Consider the following 16327-nt stretch of genomic DNA (forward strand, 5'->3'; position numbering starts at 1 on the left):
GAGCATGGCAACAGCGCCCGCACTCGTCTTCGAACAGGCCGGTGAGGGCAGGGCGGTGCTGAGTGGGTCGTGGACCCTGCGCGATCTCAGCACCGACGCCGCCGTGCTGCGCAGCCGGCTGGCAGCAGTGCCACCGGCAGCGCAGTGGACGCTGGCGGCCGTAGAGCGTCTGGACAGCTTCGGTGCCGCACTGCTCTGGCATGCCTGGGGGCAGCGCTGGCCGCAGCACCTCGACATCGCCGCCGAACACCGGCAGATCATTGACGAACTGGCGCGTGCCGGCGCCCGCCCGCTGCCACGGCCACGCCCCTTCGGCGTGCTCGATCTGATCGCCCTGCTGGGCGGCACGCTGCTCCTCTTCCTCCGCCACCTGACTGACTTCGTCCGCCTGCTGGGGACCCTGGTGGGCGATCTGTACACCGTCCTGCGCCAGCCGCGGAGCTGGCCGCTGCTGGAGATCTCCGCCAACCTCCACAAGGTGGGGGTGAAGGCGATGCCGGTCACCGCGCTGGTCGGCTTTCTCATCGGCGTGGTGCTGTCCTACCTCTCGGCGCTGCAGCTGAAGGCCTTCGGCGCCGACATCTTCATCGTCAACATCCTCGGTCTCGGCATCATCCGCGAGCTCGGTCCGGTGCTGGTCTCGGTGCTGGTGGCAGGGCGCTCGGGCTCGGCGATGACCGCCCAGCTCGGTGTCATGCGCGTCACCGAAGAGGTCGACGCACTTTCTGCCATGGGGGTCTCGCGCAGCCTGCGCCTGGTGCTGCCGAAAGTGGTTGCGCTGACCCTGGCGATGCCACTGCTGGTGCTGTGGACTTCATCGGTGGCGTTGTTTGGCGGCATGGTCTCGGCCTGGCTGCAGCTCGATCTCTCCTTCGGCTTCTTCCTTGAGACCCTGCCGCGTGTGGTGCCCATCGCCAACGTCTACATCGGCCTCGCCAAGGGGGCGGTGTTCGGCCTGCTGATCGCGCTGGTGGCCTGCCACTTCGGCCTGCGCGTGGCCCCCAACACCGAGAGCCTGTCGGCCAACACCACCGCCTCGGTGGTCACCGCGATCACCCTGGTGATCCTCGTCGATGCGGTGTTCGCCATCGCCACCCGCTCCATCGGGGTGCCGCTGTGAGCACGCCGGTGGTGGACATGCGCGGCATCGTCACGCGCTTCGGCAGCAATCTGGTGCACGACGGCATCGATCTTGCCATTGCCGCTGGCGAGATCGTTGCCCTGGTCGGCGGCTCGGGCAGCGGCAAGACCACCCTGCTGCGCCACATCATTGGCCTCACCCGTCCGGCAGCGGGCAGTGTGGCGCTGTTCGGCGAGGATCTTCTGGCCGCCGACGGCGCCCGGCGCGCCGCACTGCAACGCCGCTTCGGCGTGCTCTTCCAGCAGGGCGCGCTGTTCTCGGCCTTCAACGTCGCCGACAACATCGCCTTTCCGCTGCGCGAGAGCCGGGTGGCGAACGCGGCGGAGATCCGCGATCTGGTCGCGCTCAAGCTGGCGATGGTGGAGCTCGAACCGGAACACGCCCTGCTGATGCCGGCCGAGCTCTCCGGCGGCATGGTCAAGCGCGTCGCGCTTGCCCGCGCGCTGGCGCTGGAGCCCGAACTGCTGCTGCTCGACGAACCCACCGCGGGGCTCGACCCCGACCGCAGCGCGGCCTTCGTGCAGCTCATCCGCACCCTGCAGCGCCGCCTCGGCCTCACCGTGGTGCTGGTCACCCACGACGTCGACACCCTTGCCGCACTGGCCACCCGCGTCGCCGTGCTCGGCGAACGCCGCATCCTCAGCTACGCCAGCCTGCAGGACACCCTGGCAGTCGAGCACCCCTTCATCCGCCGCTTCTTCCACGGCGAACACGGGCGCCGGGCCCTGGCCCGCGCCAACGGAGAACCCTGAGATGGAAAATCGCGCCCACGCCCTCGCCGCGGGACTGTTCGCGCTCTTTCTGGGCACCGCCCTGATCGCCGCGCTGTGGTGGTTCTCGGACGGCCGCGAACCGACCCGCGACTATCTGCTGGTGTCCACCGGCAGCGTTACCGGGCTCAATGTCCAGGCCCAGGTACGCTACCGCGGCATAGCTGCCGGCAAGGTCACCGACATCCGCGTCGATCCCGCCGACGTGCGTAACATTCTGGTCACCATCCGCATCCGCGAGAACCTTCCGGTCACCCGTGGCACGCGCGCCACGCTGGGCTACCAGGGCGTCACCGGGCTGGCCTTCGTACAGCTTGACGACCGCGGCGAGGATCCCGTGCCGCTTGCCGGCGAACCCGGCAACCTGCCCCGCATCGCCCTCGAGGCAGGTCTGATGGACCAGCTCACCGATGCCGCGATGGAAGCCATGAGCCGTTTCCGCGAGTTCGCCGAACGCAGCGCGGTGTTCTTCGATGAGGCCAACCTGGAGCGCTTCCGCAATACCCTGCAGCGCCTGGAATCCGCCGCCGAAGGCGTCGACCGCACCTTCAGCGTCGCCCCGGAGGCCTTTACTGCCATCCGCGACACCCTCAGCCCGCAGAACATGCAGCGCTTCTCCACGGTACTGGAGAACCTCGAGGCGGCCAGCGGCGAGGCCACCCCGGCGGTGGTCGAGATGCGCACCCTGATGGCGCGCCTGTCGGGCATGGCCGAGCGCCTCGACGATGCCGCCGGCGCCGCCAGCGACGGTCTGCTTGACGACACCCTGCCGCAGCTCAACGAACTGCTCGGCGAACTCGTCTCGGTGTCGCGCCGCCTCGGCCGCCTTGTCGATGAGGTCGAGGCCGCACCGCAGATCCTTCTCACCGGGCGCCGCAACCAGCAACCCGGCCCCGGCGAGAAGGGCTTCCAGCAGCCCCCGGCCCACTGAGCACAGGAACCCGACGATGCCGACCTTGCGCACCAGCACCCTCATCGCCCTTCTTGCCGCCGCCCTGGGAGGCTGCGCCGGACTGGGCAATCCGCCGCCCAACCTCGCCGTGTACGACCTCGGCCTGCCCGCCGTCGGCAGCCTCGATGCCAGCCTGCGTCCGGCGGCCATCGAGGTGCGCACGCCATCCTGGCTGGCCACTCCGGCCATGCAGTACCGTCTGGCCTACGACGATCCGCAGCGCCGCCATCTGTTTGCCGAGAGCCGCTGGGCGGCCCAGCCCGCGGAGATGTTGCGGCTGGCCCTGGAGCGCAGTCTGCGCGGTGCCGCCGCCGACGAAGGCGGCTGCCGGCTGCGGGTGGAGATCGACGAGATGGTGCAGGTCTTCGACAACGGCGCCGACAGCCGCGTCCTCCTCGCCGCACGCGCCAGCCTGATGCCGCCGCGCAGCGAACGCGCGCTCGCTGCTCACGCCCTGGTTCTCGAGACCCCCGCAGACGGTGCCGATGCGCGCGCCGGGGTCGCCGCCTGGCGTGAACTGGTGGTCCACCTCAGCGAGGAACTGGCTGCATGGCTGCAGCTCAGCGCCGCCAACGGCGCCGCCTGCCGGAATCCATAGGGGCGAGGCGCTGCAAGAAGGCGCCGATCCTTGTATGGTGTCACCTGACAACAACACCCCACCGGAGGAGCCCCGATGAGTGCCGTACCCGCCACTACCGACCAAGCCATGCTGCTGCGCGCCGACGCTGGCGGCGTCACCCGCCTGACGCTCAACCGGCCGCTGCAGTTCAACGCGCTCTCCCAGGCGATGCTGGAAACGCTGATCGCCGCCATCGATGACATCGCCGCCGATCCGTCAGTGCGCGTGGTGGTGCTGGCCGGGGAGGGCAAGGCCTTCTGCGCCGGGCACGATCTCAAGGAGATGCGTGCCAACCACACCCTGGCCTTCCAGCAGGAGCTCTTCCGCCTCTGCGGCCGCTTCATGACCCGCCTCACCGAGATGCCGCAGCCGGTGATCGCGCGCGTGCATGGCATTGCCACCGCCGCGGGCTGCCAGCTGGTGTCGATGTGCGACCTTGCCGTCGCCGCCGATGTCGCCCGCTTCGCCGTTTCGGGGATCAACGTCGGCCTCTTCTGCGCCACCCCGAGCGTCGGCCTGTCGCGCAACATGGGGCGCAAGGAGGCCTTCGAGATGCTGGTCACCGGCGACTTCATCGACGCCCACGAGGCCTGCCGGCGCGGTCTGGTCAATCGTGTCGTCGCTGCGCAGGACCTCGACGAGGAGGTGGACCGCCTGGCGGCCGCCATCGTCGCCAAATCGCCCGCAGCCATCGCCATGGGCAAGCAGATGTTCTACCGCCAGCTCGAAATGGGTCTCGACGCCGCCTACCAGCTCGCCGCGGAGACCATGGCCTGCAACGCCATGTGCGAGGACGCCGCCGAAGGCATCGACGCCTTCATCGCCAAACGCAAGCCGGAGTGGAAGGGGCGCTGAAGCGCTTCACGGCATGCTGATCGACACCCACTGCCATCTCGACGCCGCCGAGTTCGACGGCGACCGCGAGGCAGTGCTGGCCGGCGCACGCCGCGCCGGCGTCGCCGCCTTCGTCGTGCCGGCGGTGGAGCGTGCGGGCTTCGCGCGTATCGACGCGCTGCGCCGCGCCCACGACGACATCCATGTGGCCTGGGGCATCCACCCGCTGTACGTCGACGGCGCCACGGATGACGACCTCGCCGTGCTCGACGCCCGCCTGGCTGCGGGCGATGCGCTGGCGGTAGGGGAGATCGGCCTCGATTACTATGTCGACGGTGTCGATCGCAACCGTCAGACCGGGCTGTTCACCGCCCAGCTGCGCCTGGCGCGGCGCCACGACCTGCCGGTGATCCTGCACATCCGCCGCGCCCAGGACGACATCCTCAAGCACCTCCGCCGCCTGCCGGTACGTGGCGGCATTGCCCACGCCTTCAACGGCAGCCGACAGCAGGCAGAGGCCTTCATCGCCCTCGGTTTCAAGCTTGGTTTTGGTGGAGCGATGAGCTACCCGGGCTCACGGCGCATCCGCGAACTGGCCGCTACCCTGCCGCTGGACGCCCTCGTGCTGGAAACCGACGCCCCCGACATGGCGCCGGCCTGGGCTCCACGCACCCGCAACACGCCCGCCGCACTGCCGGCCTACGCGGCGATACTGGCCGAACTGCGCGGCATGGCGGTGGCCGATCTGATCGCCGCCACCGCCGCCAACGCACGCCTGGCACTGCCGGGCCTGCCCGGCTGAGCACAGCCCTCAGACGCGGAAGCGTTGCACCGCCGCGAGCATCTCGCCGGCCACACCGTTGAGCGATTCAGCGGCGGCCGCCGACTGGTCGGTGGCGCTGTTGGTCTCTTCAGCCTGCTGGGCGATTTCCTCGATACGGCGGGCGACTTCGGAAGAGGCCATCGACTGCTCGCGCAAGGCGTCGTTGAGCTCGGCGACGATCACCGCGACCTGCTGGGACATCTCCTGCAGGCTGCCGATCACCGCGCCGGCGGAGCTTGCCTGCGCGCTGCTGTCATGCACCGCCTTTACGCCGCGCTCGATACCCAGCACCACGTCACGCGTGGAAGCCTGCACCTTGGCGACGACCTCGGCGATTTCGCCGGTTGCCTTGGCGGTGCGCTCGGAGAGCTTGCGCACCTCGTCGGCAACCACGGCAAAGCCACGCCCGGTGTCGCCGGCACGGGCCGCTTCGATGGCGGCATTGAGGGCGAGCAGGTTGGTCTGCTCGGCAATGTCGCGAATCACCCCGACGATCTGCGAGATGCTCTCCGACTGCGCCTCCAGCCCGGCGATCTGCTGCGCAGCCTCACCGACCACGCTGCCCACCTGACTCATGTTGCCGATCAACTGATCGACGGTCTGCCGTCCCGAACGCGCCTGGGTATCCGATTCTCCGGCGACACGGGCGGCATCGGCAGTGCGCTCGGAGACGTGCGAGATCGACACCGTGAGTTCCTCCACGCTGGCTGCGATGGCGGAGGCGGCATTGCTCTGCGCTGCGGTGCTGAGACCCACCTGGGCGGCACTCTCCTTCAGCTGGGCGGAGGCGGAAGCAACCTGGGTGGCACTTTCACGGGTTGAGGTCATGGCCTCACGCAGTGCCCCCTGCATGTCCGCCATGGCGACCGCCAGCGCCCCGATCTCGTCAGCGCTGGGTTCGGGCAACGGCGCCTTCAGGTCGCCGCCGGCAATCGCCCGCAGGGCGTGCACCGCAGCTTGCAGGCGCTGTCCAATGCGGGCCGCAAAAGCCAGCGTCAGCACTACCGTCAACACCAGTGCGAGCGCGGCGGCAATGAGTCCGGCGCGCAGCGTGATCTGCACTTCCTCCTCGGCGTGCTGGGCGGCGGCCCTCGACGCTTCGGTGTTGTAGTCAACCAGCGCATCGACGGCGTCGCGCACGGCATTGGCGCGTTCCACCCAGACCGTGCGGCGCAGCTCCTGGGCACCGTCTTCGTCGCCGTTGCGCAGGCGTTCGCGAGCCTGGCCGACCACCGCATGGTAGGCCTCGATCGCCTTGCTGATCTCACCCAGCATGGCCTGCTCCGCAGGGGTGTCGGCGAGCGGGCGGTAGGCTTCGATGGCCTGCATCAGTTCGCCATTCAGGCTATCCAGCGAGCGCTCGATGCGGGCCGCGTTTTCCGGCGGATCGGGGAGCAGATACTCCAGACTGCGTACCCGGTAACGCAGCCGCAACTGGCTGATCGCCGCCGCTGCCTTGACCCCCGGAAGACCTTGCTCGGCCATGAAGGCGGCGTCGTTGCCGATCACCCGGACCTCGTAGAGGGTATAGGCCACCGCCAGCAGCAGCACGCCACCCGACAGGGCCGAGAAACAGAACAGCTTGGCCCGCATGCTCAGATTATCGACGATACCCATCTTCCTACCCCCCGGTTGGTCCATCTCTGACTGCTGTCCCGCGCACGGGACACTCGTTCTTCAACGGAAATGCTGACTCAGACTTTAGCAGTATGAGAGCGGCAGTCTTGCGGAAAGTGCCGGATGGTTGGCGATGGCAATGAAAAAAGGCACCCGCAGGTGCCTTTTAAACTCACGCGCGGCTCAGCGCCGCCAGGGTTCAGGCCGCAAAATTGGCTGCAGCGAAGTCCCAGTTGGCCAGCTTGTCGAGGAAGGTGGCAACGAAGTCCGGACGACGGTTGCGGTAGTCGATGTAATAGGCGTGCTCCCACACGTCGACACAGAGCAGGGCGGTGTCGCCGGTGGTCAGCGGGGTGCCTGCGGCGCCCATGTTGACGATGTCGACGCTGCCGTCGGCCTTCTTCACCAGCCAGGTCCAGCCCGAACCGAAGTTGCCCACGGCGGAAGCCTGAAAGGCCTTCTTGAAGTCCTCGAAGGATCCCCACTTGGCCTTGATCGCCTCACCCAGGGTGCCATTCGGCTCGCCGCCACCGTTGGGCTTCATGCTGCTCCAGAAGAAGGTGTGGTTCCACACCTGCGCAGCGTTGTTGTACACGCCGCCGGCCGGCGCCTTCTTGACGATGGCTTCGAGGTCGAGATTCTCGAACTCGGTGCCCTTGATCAGGTTGTTGAGGTTGGTGACGTAGGCCTGGTGGTGCTTGCCGTGGTGGAACTCCAGCGTCTCGGCGGAGATGTGCGGGGCGAGGGCGTCCTTGGCGTACGGCAGTTGCGGCAGGGTGTGTTCCATGTGTCTCTCCTTGCTGATGGCAGATATAATGTTGGGGAACAAAGCCCGACTATTCTAGTCGGGAATGGCCGGCCCGCGCAACGGCGGAGCGCCGCTGTCGGCAGCGGTGACCTCGGCGCTCAGCGTACCACGGGCGAGTTGCACGACGATGGCGCTGCCGGCAGGAGCCTGGACGCTGTCGCGCAGGATCTGCCCGCGGGCATCGCGGACGATGCCGTAACCGCGCTGCAGCACGGCCTGCGGGTCCAGATGGCGCAGGTGGCCGCCAAGGGTGTCGAGGCGGTCTCCACAGCGCTGCAGTTGGGCGTGCATGGCGCGTTGCAGGGCGTGAGCAGTGCCATCGACACGCTCACGGGCCGGACGCAGCGCGGGGCGGGCGGCGTGCAGGCGCAGCGCAAGCTTTTCCAGCTGCTGCTGATGGCGCTCCAGTTGCTTTTGCCACGCGCCCTGCAGGCGCTGGCCTCGGACGCCGAGCTGCTCGCCTGCCGTCGCCAGGCGCTGACGGGGGTGTACCAGGCGCAGCGCGGCGCGATCCACGCGCTGCGTCCAGGCCCCGTGCATCTGCGCCATGGCGCGCTGCAGGCGCAAGGCGCTGCCTGCGAGGGCCTCGCTGGCCGCATGATAGCCGGCACTGGCCAGTTCGGCTGCGGCGGTGGGGGTGGCGGCACGCACGTCGGCGGCGAAATCGGCGATGGTGACGTCGGTCTCGTGGCCGACGCCGCTGACCACAGGAATCGGGCAGGCACGGATGCGCCGGGCGAGAGTCTCGTCGTTGAAGGGCCAGAGATCTTCCATGCTGCCCCCGCCACGTACCAGCAGAAGCAGATCGCTACCGTCCTGCTGCTGCCGCCGCGCGGCGGTGTCGATCGCCGCGCACAGCGCCGCCGCAGCCTCGGCGCCCTGCACGGCAGCCGGATAGATCACCACCGGCACGCCAGGCGCGCGCCGACGCAAGGCCGCCAGCACGTCGCCGAGCGCGGCCGCGGCGGTTGAGGTAACCACCGCGATGGCGCGCGGATAGCGGGGCAGGGGGCGCTTGGCGGTGGCATCGAAGAGGCCTTCGGCGGCCAGGCGTTCGCGCAGTCGCATGAAGGCTTCGTACAGCCGCCCGGCGCCACCTTCGCGCATGGCCTCGACGTTGAGCTGGAAGTCGCCCCTGGCTTCGTACAGCGTAACCAGCGCGCGGACGTCCACGTGCATGCCGTTGGCCGGCAGGAAACCCAGTGCCTGAGCACGGTTGCGCCACATCGTGCAGCGTACCTGGGCGCTGTCATCCTTGAGGGTGAAATAGATATGGCCGGACGGCGCCCGCACCAGGTTGGAGATCTCTCCGCCTATCCACATCAGCGGAAAGCTGCGTTCCAGGGTTTCGCGGGCCAGCCGGTTGAGAGCCGACACCGGCACGACCTGGGCGGCAGCGCCGGAGGAGGGCATTGAGGTGCTGTTCATGGGCGCGGATTGTAGCGGAAATCCACAGCTTTACGGGCTTGTCAAGGGTTTGTCGCATTATCCATGGTCTATGCATGGTCTTTTGCAAAGCATTGTTTTTACGAGACTATTTTGTTGCACATTTTTTAATCAGAGTGCCTCAACGCCTGTAGTGACGCCACTTGCGCGCCGTATCTGCATTTCGTCCACAAAGTTATCCACAGCTTTTGTGGATTCTCCGCGCAAGCCCTTGTGCCTGCTGGCAATGCACAGCGGGTAGCGGCGATGGCTTGCCCTCACCGGCCGCGGGCGCTAGAGTCACGCCTTTCAGCATTCGGGAGTACGGGCGCGTGTTTGCGATCATCCAGGCCGTGGGCTGGCCGATCTGGCCTTTGTTGCTGGCATCCGTCATCGCCGTCGCGCTGATCATCGAACGCTCGCTGAGCCTGCGCCGTGCGCGCGTGGTGCCCTACGATCTGCTCGAGAAGGTCATTGCCGACTACCGTGCGCACGGTGCAGCGCCCGAAATGATCACCCGCGTCGCCCGTCATTCCCCGCTTGGCCGTGTGCTTGCGGCCGGGCTGCGCAACGTCGCCAGCTCACGCGAGGTGATGAAGGAGTCGATCGAGGACGCCGGTCGCGCGGTCCTGCACGAACTCGAACGCTTTCTTACCACCCTCGGCACCATTGCCGCGATCTCGCCGCTGCTGGGATTGTTCGGCACCATCATCGGCATGATCGACATCTTCGCCTCCCAGGGCGTCCACGGCGCCAATCCGCAACAGCTCGCACAGGGCATTTCGATTGCCTTGTACACCACCGGCCTGGGGTTGATCATCGCCATTCCGGCGACCATTTTCTGGCGCCATTTCCGCGCCCTCATCGACAGTTTCGTGATCGACATGGAGCAGCAGGCCATCGAGCTGGTCGAGGTGGTGCACGGCGAGCGCGTCGCCTGAGGCCGCGGAGATGGATTTCCGCCGCAGCAGCCGCAGCCAGCAGGAGCCCGAAGTCAGTCTCATCCCGCTGATCGACGTGGTGCTGGTGATCATCATCTTCCTGATGCTCACCACCACCTTCTCCAAGGTTTCCGGACTGGAGATCAATCTGCCCACCGCTGCCGGCGGAGCCACCGAGAGCAAGACCGAAGAGATCGTCGTTGCCGTCACCGCCGCCGGCGACATCCTTGTCAACCGTCAGCCGGTGGGTGCCCGCGAAGTGGATGCGATTGCTGCCGCGCTGGGCAAGGCTGCGCCGGCCGACGGCAGCCAGCGCGTGGTGATCATCAACGCCGACGCGCGCGCCGCACACCAGAGCGTGGTGGACGTCATGCAGGCCGCGCAGCGTGTCGGCCTCGCCCACATCACCTTCGCCATCCAGTCGCAGGAGCCCTGATTGAACGGCGGGGCCTCGCCGCAGCGCCGATGAGCCGGCAGGCGCCCGGACACTGGCACCGGCGCGGGGCGCTCGCCCTCTGCCTGCTGCCGCTGGCGCTGCTCTTCGGCATCGTCGCCGGCGTACGCCGCCTGCTTTACCGCCATCGCCTGCTGCGTTGCCAGACCCTGCCGGTGCCGGTGGTGGTGGTCGGCAACATCGCCGTCGGCGGCAGCGGCAAGACACCGGTGGTTGCCTGGCTGGCCGATGCGCTGCGTGCCGCCGGGCATCGGCCAGGCATAGTCAGCCGCGGCTATGGCGGCCGGGTGGAAGGCGTCGAAGTCATCGCCGGCGACGGCGACCCCGCCCGCCACGGCGACGAACCGGTGCTGCTGGCGCGTCTCACCGGCTGCCCGCTGGCGATCGGCAGGGACCGCCCGGCGGCTGGCCGGGCACTGCTGGATGCCCATCCCGAATGCGACGTGCTGATCAGTGACGACGGCCTCCAGCACTACCGCCTGGGGCGCACGGTGGAGGTTGCCGTGGTCGATGAGAGTGTGCTCGGCAACCGCCTGTTGCTGCCTGCCGGCCCCCTGCGCGAGGGGCTGGGCCGCCTGCGCCAGGTCGATCTCGTTCTCGCCCACGGCCCGCTGTCGCCGGCACTGGACGCGGCGCTGGGCAGCACCCCGGTGTACTCGATGACGCTCGAAGGGCGTGAGCTGCGCCAACTCGGCGGTGCCGGGGGGCGCATCGACGCCGCCGAGCTGCGCGGGCGCAAGGTCCATGCCTTTGCCGGCATCGGCCGCCCGCAGCGCTTCTTCGACCACCTGCGCGCGCTCGGGCTGGACGTCGTCGGTCATCCCTTTGCCGACCACCACCGCTTCAGCGCCGCCGACTTTTCCGTCGCCGGCGACGCCCCCTGCCTGTTGACCAGCAAGGATGCGGTAAAATGCGCGCCTTTCGCATCGGCCGAGTTCTGGGAACTGCCGGTGACGGCGCGCATCGACGATGCCGCCGCCGCCCACATCATGGAGAAACTGAGGCATGGACGCCCGACTGCTTGACATCCTCGTCTGCCCGCTGTGCAAGGGCCCGCTCGACTACCGCAAGGACAAGCAGGATCTGGTCTGCAAGGCCGACCGGCTGGCCTTTCCGATCCGTGACGGCATCCCGGTGATGCTCGAAGAGGAAGCGGCCGCTCTGAGCGCCGAAGAAGCCGACGCCCTGCGCTGAAGCGGGCACCATCCACGATGCATCCCTTCAGAGTCGTCATTCCCGCCCGTTTCGCCTCCACCCGCCTGCCCGGCAAGCCGCTCGCCGACATCTGCGGCAAGCCCATGGTGGTGCGCGTGATCGAGCGCGCCGAGCTCGCCGGGGCGCCGGAGATCTGGGTCGCCACCGACCATCAGGAAGTCTTCGACGCCGTGCGCGCTGCCGGCGGCCAGGCGCTGATGACGCGCAGCGACCACCCCAGCGGCACCGACCGCCTTGCCGAAGTGGTCGAGCGTCTGGGCTGGGACGACAGCGACATCGTCGTCAACGTGCAGGGCGACGAGCCCCTCATCGACCCCGCGCTGATCTCCGCCGTTGCCCACGCCCTGCGCGAGGACCCGCAGGCCGCCATCGCCACTGCGGCGCATGCGCTGCACAGTGCGGTGGAGATGTTCAACCCCAACGTCGTCAAGGTGGTGTGCAACGCCGCCGGGCAGGCGCTGTACTTCTCCCGCGCGCCGCTGCCGTGGGCACGCGACGCCTTTGCCAGCAGCCGTGACAGCCTGCCGGCCGGCCTGCCGGTGCTGCGCCACGTCGGCATCTACGCCTACCGGGTGTCCTTCCTGCGCCGTTACGCCGCGCTCGCGCCTTCGCCGCTGGAGCACTGGGAGGCGCTCGAACAGCTGCGCGCGCTGTGGCACGGCTATCGCATCCAGGTCCTGGAGGTCACCGCAGCGCCGCCGGCCGGTGTCGATACCGAGGAAGATCTCGCCCGCGTGCGCCAGGTCTTCGCCCGCGGCGGGCCCGATTGAGGCGGCTTGCGCCGCCCGGGATGCTCAAGTAAGTTCGATCTTTTCATAACTAGTCGGCTGCGTTCAGGCCGATAACCGGAGAGGGTGTATGCGACTCATTCTGTTGGGACCGCCGGGAGCGGGCAAGGGAACCCAGGCCAACTTCATCAAGGAGAAGTTCGGCATTCCGCAGATTTCCACCGGCGACATGCTGCGTGCCGCGGTGAAGGCCGGCACCCCGCTGGGTCTGGAAGCGAAGAAGGTGATGGACGCCGGCGGCCTGGTCTCCGACGAGATCATCATCGGCCTGGTCAAGGATCGCCTGCAGCAGGACGACTGCAAGGCCGGCTACATGTTCGACGGTTTCCCGCGCACCATCCCGCAGGCGGACGCGATGAAGGATGCCGGCGTACCGATCGACTTCGTGCTCGAGATCGACGTTCCCGACAGCGAGATCGTCGAACGCATGAGCGGGCGCCGCGCCCATCTGCCCTCCGGGCGCACCTACCACGTCAAGTACAACCCGCCGAAGGTCGCGGGCAAGGACGACGTCACCGGCGAAGACCTCGTCCAGCGTGACGACGACAAGGAAGAGACGGTCAAGAAGCGTCTCGACGTCTATCATTCGCAGACCAAGCCGCTGGTCAAGTACTACACTGACTGGGCAGCCTCCGGCGACGCCGCCGCCCCCAAGGTGCGCAAGATCACCGGCCTCGGTGCCGTAAACGAGATCACCGCGCGCGCCTTCGACGCGCTCAAGTAACACAGCGTCGGCATCATCCTGCGGCCGCTGCCGGCATTGCCCGGCACCGGCCGCTTGCAGTTTGATCAGGAGCTCACATGACGCGGCGCAATCTGCTCTACGCACAATCCGGCGGCGTGACCGCAGTCATCAATGCTTCCGCCGCCGCCGTCATCGAGACCGCACGCCGTCACCCGGAACGCATTGGCGCGGTGTACGGTGCCCGTCACGGCATCCTCGGCGTTCTTGCCGAGGACCTCGTCGATACCGCCGCGCTCGATGCCGCCGCGCTCACCAGTCTGGCGCTGACCCCCGGCGGCGCCTTCGGTTCCTGCCGTTTCGACATCGACGCCCCGGCCGACAACCCCGCACAGTACGACCGCCTGTTCGCCGTCTTCGCCGCCCACGACATCGGCTACTTCCTCTACAACGGCGGCAACGGCTCGATGGACACGGTGGCCAAGCTCTCCCAGGCCGCCCGCCAGCGTGGCTACCCGCTGGTCTGCATTGGCGTGCCGAAGACCGTGGACAACGATCTTGAGGGCACAGACTGCTCACCCGGCTTCGGTTCGGCAGCCAAGTACGTCGCTACTGCGATGCTGGAAACCAGCCTCGACCTCATCGCCATGTCCGGGCGTACCGGGCGCATCTTCGTCATGGAGGTGATGGGCCGCAACGCCGGCTGGCTGGCTGCCGCCACCGCGCTGGCGGGCGAGGGCGAGGACGAGCCCCCGCACCTCATCCTGCTGCCCGAGGTGCCTTTCGTCGAAGAGCCCTTCCTCGAACGCGTGCGGGCTGTCGTCGACCGCCTCGGCTACTGCACCGTCACCGTCTCCGAGGGCATCCGCCGTCCCGACGGCAGCCTGGTCATGGAGCAGCATCACGATGCGCGCGGGCATGTGCAGCTTGGCGGGGCAGGGCAGTTCATCGCCCGTCTGGTACACGAGCGCCTGGGCTACAAGCACCACTGGGCGATCCCCGACTACCTGCAGCGTGCTGCCGGCCATCTCGTTTCCGCCACCGATCTTGCCCAGGCACGCGCTGTCGGCCAGGCCGCGGTGGAGTTCGCCCTCGGCGGGCGCGACGCGGTGATGCCAGCCATCCGCCGTGACGGCGACGCCCCCTACCGCTGGTCGGTGGACGCCGTCGACGTGCATGCGATCGCCAATCTGGAACGTGTCGTGCCGGCTCACTTCATCCGCGCCGACGGCCTCCACGTAACCCCGGCCGCGCTTGACTACCTGCGCCCGCTGGTCGAAGGCGAGGTGATCCGCCCCTACCGCAACGGCCTGCCTTACTACCCGACACCGCAGTTGCCGGCGCTGGCGCGCAAGCTGCCTGCACAGTGAGCACTGCGGGCATGCCCACAAGCAAGGCACCAGCCTCATGACGCAGCTCCCGGTCATCGCCCTGTCCGCCTCCCTGCGCTTCGCCGCATTGCTGTGTGCCTGCTGGCTGCTGCCGGCCAGCGCACAGACCCCGCACCAGCCCGAGGCCGCCAGCGGCTTCGTCGCCCGCCCCGCGGTTGATGCGCCCACCGCCATGGTGGTGAGCGCCAACCCGCACGCCACGGCGGCAGCGCTTGCCATCCTGCGCGCCGGCGGCTCGGCCAGTGACGCGGCCATCGCTGCGGTGCTGGTGCTCAATGTCGTCGAGCCGCAATCCTCCGGCATCGGTGGAGGCGCCTTCCTGCTCCACTACCGCGCGGACGAGGGCAGCCTGCAGGCCTGGGACGGACGCGAAAGCGCGCCGGCGGCGGTCGATGAAACGCTCTTCCTGAAAGAGGACGGCGAGCGCATGGGTTTTCACGACGCCGCCGTCGGCGGTCGCGCGGTCGGCGCGCCGGGCTTGCTGCGCCTGCTCGCGGCCGTCCATGCCGAGCACGGCCGCCTGCCATGGGCGCAACTGCTGCAGCCCGCCATCGACCTGGCCGAGGGCGGATTTGCCGTGTCGCCCCGCCTGCACGCACTGATTGCCCGCGACCGTTTCCTGTACACCGACCCCGCGGCCCGCGCACTGTTCTACGACGCCGCCGGTGAAGCGCTCGCCGTCGGCTCCAGGTTCACCAACCCGGCCCTGGCCGCCGTGTTGCGCGCGGTCGCGGAGGAGGGCGCAGAGGTCTTCTACCATGGCGCGCTGGCCGCCGACATCGTCGCCGCGGTGGCCCGCGCGCCCAATCCGGGCACCCTGTCGCTGCGCGACCTTGCCGACTGGCGCCCGCTCAAGCGCGAAGCCTTGTGCGCCCCTTACCGGCAATGGACCGTCTGCGGCATGCCGCCGCCAAGTTCGGGGGGCGGCACGGTGCTGGCCATGCTGGGTATCCTGCAGGGTTTTCCGCTACCCGAAGTGGCCACGGATTCGGCCTTCGCCACCCATCTCTTCGCCGAGGCCGGCCGCCTTGCCTTTGCCGACCGCGACGCCTGGTATGCCGACCCGCGCGCCATGCCGCTGACCCCGCAGCAACTGCTCGGCCGCGACTATCTGGCCGGGCGTGCCGCACAGATCGACCTGCGCCGCAGCATGACCCGTGCCGAAGCGGGCACGCCGGCGGACAGCCTCAGCCACGTCGCAGCGCAACACCCGGAACGCGCGGCCACCACCCACATCTCCATCGTCGACGCTGCCGGCAACGCCGTCGCGCTCACCGCGTCGATCGAGGACGCCTTCGGCAGCCGCCGCATGGTGCATGGCTTCCTGCTCAACAACCAGCTCACCGATTTCTCCTTCCAGCCGCAGGATGCGCACGGCCACCACCCCAACCGCGCCGGCCCCGGCAAGCGCCCGCGCAGCTCGATGGCGCCCACGCTGGTGTTCGCCGCCGACGGCAGCCTGCACGCAGTGCTCGGCTCCCCGGGCGGCAGTGCAATCATCAACTACGTTGCCGCCACCCTGATCGGCGTGCTCGACTGGCAGCTGCCGCCGGACCTTGTCCTTGCCCGCCCCCACGCCGGCAGCCGCAATGGCCCGACCGAGGTGGAAGACACCGCCGCCGGCCACGACCTCGCCCGCCGTCTGCAGATGTTCGGCCACGATGTGGTGCTGCGCGACCTCACCAGCGGCCTCGCGCTCATCGTGCGCAGCGGGCAGGGCGGCTGGACCGGTGCCGCCGATCCGCGCCGCGAGGGCGTTGCAGCGGGGTACTGAGACCCCCGCCAAGTGCTGTAATGTTGTTCTTGGAAGATATCTCCTTCGTACTATAAATGAAGAACTTGCCGGCTTCGGCCACGGCACCTCGCG

General features: G+C 68.5%; 17 protein-coding genes. 14 read left to right on the top strand and 3 right to left on the bottom strand.

The window, feature by feature from the left end:
* Positions 1 to 4: 4 nt before the first annotated feature.
* The 6 genes from C8261_RS00725 to C8261_RS00750 all read left to right on the top strand — a co-directional run bounded on the left by C8261_RS00725 (position 5) and on the right by C8261_RS00750 (position 5118).
* Positions 5 to 1120, top strand: coding sequence for an MlaE family ABC transporter permease (locus C8261_RS00725; RefSeq protein ID WP_107491737.1), 1116 nt, complete (start codon positions 5 to 7; stop codon positions 1118 to 1120).
* A gap of 17 nt (positions 1121 to 1137) precedes the next feature.
* Positions 1138 to 1893, top strand: a complete 756-nt coding sequence (locus C8261_RS00730) for an ABC transporter ATP-binding protein (protein ID WP_107491988.1) — start codon at positions 1138 to 1140, stop codon at positions 1891 to 1893.
* Between the two features lies 1 nt (position 1894).
* A complete protein-coding gene (locus tag C8261_RS00735) occupies positions 1895 to 2842 on the top strand; it encodes an MlaD family protein (protein WP_107491738.1) in 948 nt (315 codons plus the stop codon).
* A 16-nt stretch (positions 2843 to 2858) separates the two neighbouring features.
* Positions 2859 to 3461 carry an ABC-type transport auxiliary lipoprotein family protein gene (locus C8261_RS00740; RefSeq protein WP_181358787.1) on the top strand — a complete coding sequence of 201 codons (603 nt, stop codon included), beginning with the start codon at positions 2859 to 2861 and terminating at the stop codon, positions 3459 to 3461.
* Between the two features lie 75 nt (positions 3462 to 3536).
* Complete coding sequence (locus C8261_RS00745) at positions 3537 to 4337, top strand: enoyl-CoA hydratase (protein ID WP_107491740.1); 801 nt, start codon at positions 3537 to 3539, stop codon at positions 4335 to 4337.
* A gap of 13 nt (positions 4338 to 4350) precedes the next feature.
* The gene (locus C8261_RS00750) at positions 4351 to 5118 is read left to right on the top strand and encodes a TatD family hydrolase (protein WP_107491741.1); all 768 of its coding nucleotides are present in this window, start codon (positions 4351 to 4353) and stop codon (positions 5116 to 5118) included.
* A gap of 9 nt (positions 5119 to 5127) precedes the next feature.
* On the opposite strand, the gene C8261_RS00755 is transcribed toward C8261_RS00750, so the two are convergent.
* The 3 genes from C8261_RS00755 to xseA all read right to left on the bottom strand — a co-directional run bounded on the left by C8261_RS00755 (position 5128) and on the right by xseA (position 8992).
* Entirely contained in the window at positions 5128 to 6732 is a 1605-nt protein-coding gene (locus C8261_RS00755) for a methyl-accepting chemotaxis protein (RefSeq protein WP_235864789.1), read from the bottom strand.
* Between the two features lie 223 nt (positions 6733 to 6955).
* On the bottom strand, positions 6956 to 7543 hold the full coding sequence (locus C8261_RS00760) for a superoxide dismutase (protein ID WP_107491743.1): 588 nt from the start codon (positions 7541 to 7543) through the stop codon (positions 6956 to 6958).
* Between the two features lie 54 nt (positions 7544 to 7597).
* On the bottom strand, positions 7598 to 8992 hold the full coding sequence (gene xseA / locus C8261_RS00765; RefSeq protein WP_181358788.1) for an exodeoxyribonuclease VII large subunit: 1395 nt from the start codon (positions 8990 to 8992) through the stop codon (positions 7598 to 7600).
* 329 nt (positions 8993 to 9321) lie between these two features.
* On the opposite strand from xseA, the gene C8261_RS00770 reads away from it, so the two are divergent.
* The 8 genes from C8261_RS00770 to ggt all read left to right on the top strand — a co-directional run bounded on the left by C8261_RS00770 (position 9322) and on the right by ggt (position 16234).
* Positions 9322 to 9930, top strand: a complete 609-nt coding sequence (locus C8261_RS00770; RefSeq protein ID WP_107491745.1) for a MotA/TolQ/ExbB proton channel family protein — start codon at positions 9322 to 9324, stop codon at positions 9928 to 9930.
* Positions 9931 to 9940: 10 nt separating this feature from the next.
* Positions 9941 to 10366, top strand: coding sequence for an ExbD/TolR family protein (locus C8261_RS00775; protein WP_107491746.1), 426 nt, complete (start codon positions 9941 to 9943; stop codon positions 10364 to 10366).
* 29 nt (positions 10367 to 10395) lie between these two features.
* Positions 10396 to 11409 (top strand): tetraacyldisaccharide 4'-kinase, encoded by a 1014-nt coding sequence (lpxK, locus tag C8261_RS00780; protein WP_107491747.1) that lies wholly within the window; start codon positions 10396 to 10398, stop codon positions 11407 to 11409.
* Complete coding sequence (locus C8261_RS00785) at positions 11390 to 11578, top strand: Trm112 family protein (protein WP_107491748.1); 189 nt, start codon at positions 11390 to 11392, stop codon at positions 11576 to 11578. The genes lpxK and C8261_RS00785 overlap by 20 nt, the downstream gene beginning before the upstream one ends.
* A gap of 17 nt (positions 11579 to 11595) precedes the next feature.
* The gene (gene kdsB, locus C8261_RS00790) at positions 11596 to 12369 is read left to right on the top strand and encodes a 3-deoxy-manno-octulosonate cytidylyltransferase (RefSeq protein ID WP_107491749.1); all 774 of its coding nucleotides are present in this window, start codon (positions 11596 to 11598) and stop codon (positions 12367 to 12369) included.
* An 88-nt stretch (positions 12370 to 12457) separates the two neighbouring features.
* Positions 12458 to 13111 carry an adenylate kinase gene (gene adk / locus C8261_RS00795; protein ID WP_107491750.1) on the top strand — a complete coding sequence of 218 codons (654 nt, stop codon included), beginning with the start codon at positions 12458 to 12460 and terminating at the stop codon, positions 13109 to 13111.
* A 77-nt stretch (positions 13112 to 13188) separates the two neighbouring features.
* Positions 13189 to 14439, top strand: coding sequence for a 6-phosphofructokinase (locus C8261_RS00800; RefSeq protein ID WP_107491751.1), 1251 nt, complete (start codon positions 13189 to 13191; stop codon positions 14437 to 14439).
* A gap of 37 nt (positions 14440 to 14476) precedes the next feature.
* Positions 14477 to 16234: a gamma-glutamyltransferase gene (gene ggt, locus C8261_RS00805; RefSeq protein WP_107491752.1), complete on the top strand. Its 1758-nt coding sequence runs from the start codon at positions 14477 to 14479 to the stop codon at positions 16232 to 16234.
* Positions 16235 to 16327 lie beyond the last annotated feature (93 nt).

Source organism: Pseudothauera lacus, from assembly GCF_003034845.1.
Lineage (GTDB): Bacteria > Pseudomonadota > Gammaproteobacteria > Burkholderiales > Rhodocyclaceae > Pseudothauera > Pseudothauera lacus.

What these genes read in the sequence shown, in the direction of transcription:
- C8261_RS00730 (WP_107491988.1), top strand. Translation starts at nt 1,138, where the DNA reads ATGCGCGGCATCGTCACGCGCTTCGGCAGCAATCTGGTGCACGACGGC.
- adk (WP_107491750.1), top strand. Translation starts at nt 12,458, where the DNA reads ATGCGACTCATTCTGTTGGGACCGCCGGGAGCGGGCAAGGGAACCCAG.
- ggt (WP_107491752.1), top strand. Translation starts at nt 14,477, where the DNA reads ATGACGCAGCTCCCGGTCATCGCCCTGTCCGCCTCCCTGCGCTTCGCC.
- C8261_RS00735 (WP_107491738.1), top strand. Translation starts at nt 1,895, where the DNA reads ATGGAAAATCGCGCCCACGCCCTCGCCGCGGGACTGTTCGCGCTCTTT.
- kdsB (WP_107491749.1), top strand. Translation starts at nt 11,596, where the DNA reads ATGCATCCCTTCAGAGTCGTCATTCCCGCCCGTTTCGCCTCCACCCGC.
- C8261_RS00785 (WP_107491748.1), top strand. Translation starts at nt 11,390, where the DNA reads ATGGACGCCCGACTGCTTGACATCCTCGTCTGCCCGCTGTGCAAGGGC.
- C8261_RS00740 (WP_181358787.1), top strand. Translation starts at nt 2,859, where the DNA reads ATGCCGACCTTGCGCACCAGCACCCTCATCGCCCTTCTTGCCGCCGCC.
- C8261_RS00760 (WP_107491743.1), bottom strand. Translation starts at nt 7,543, where the DNA reads ATGGAACACACCCTGCCGCAACTGCCGTACGCCAAGGACGCCCTCGCC.
- C8261_RS00745 (WP_107491740.1), top strand. Translation starts at nt 3,537, where the DNA reads ATGAGTGCCGTACCCGCCACTACCGACCAAGCCATGCTGCTGCGCGCC.
- xseA (WP_181358788.1), bottom strand. Translation starts at nt 8,992, where the DNA reads ATGAACAGCACCTCAATGCCCTCCTCCGGCGCTGCCGCCCAGGTCGTG.
- C8261_RS00800 (WP_107491751.1), top strand. Translation starts at nt 13,189, where the DNA reads ATGACGCGGCGCAATCTGCTCTACGCACAATCCGGCGGCGTGACCGCA.
- lpxK (WP_107491747.1), top strand. Translation starts at nt 10,396, where the DNA reads ATGAGCCGGCAGGCGCCCGGACACTGGCACCGGCGCGGGGCGCTCGCC.
- C8261_RS00725 (WP_107491737.1), top strand. Translation starts at nt 5, where the DNA reads ATGGCAACAGCGCCCGCACTCGTCTTCGAACAGGCCGGTGAGGGCAGG.
- C8261_RS00755 (WP_235864789.1), bottom strand. Translation starts at nt 6,732, where the DNA reads ATGCGGGCCAAGCTGTTCTGTTTCTCGGCCCTGTCGGGTGGCGTGCTG.
- C8261_RS00750 (WP_107491741.1), top strand. Translation starts at nt 4,351, where the DNA reads ATGCTGATCGACACCCACTGCCATCTCGACGCCGCCGAGTTCGACGGC.
- C8261_RS00775 (WP_107491746.1), top strand. Translation starts at nt 9,941, where the DNA reads ATGGATTTCCGCCGCAGCAGCCGCAGCCAGCAGGAGCCCGAAGTCAGT.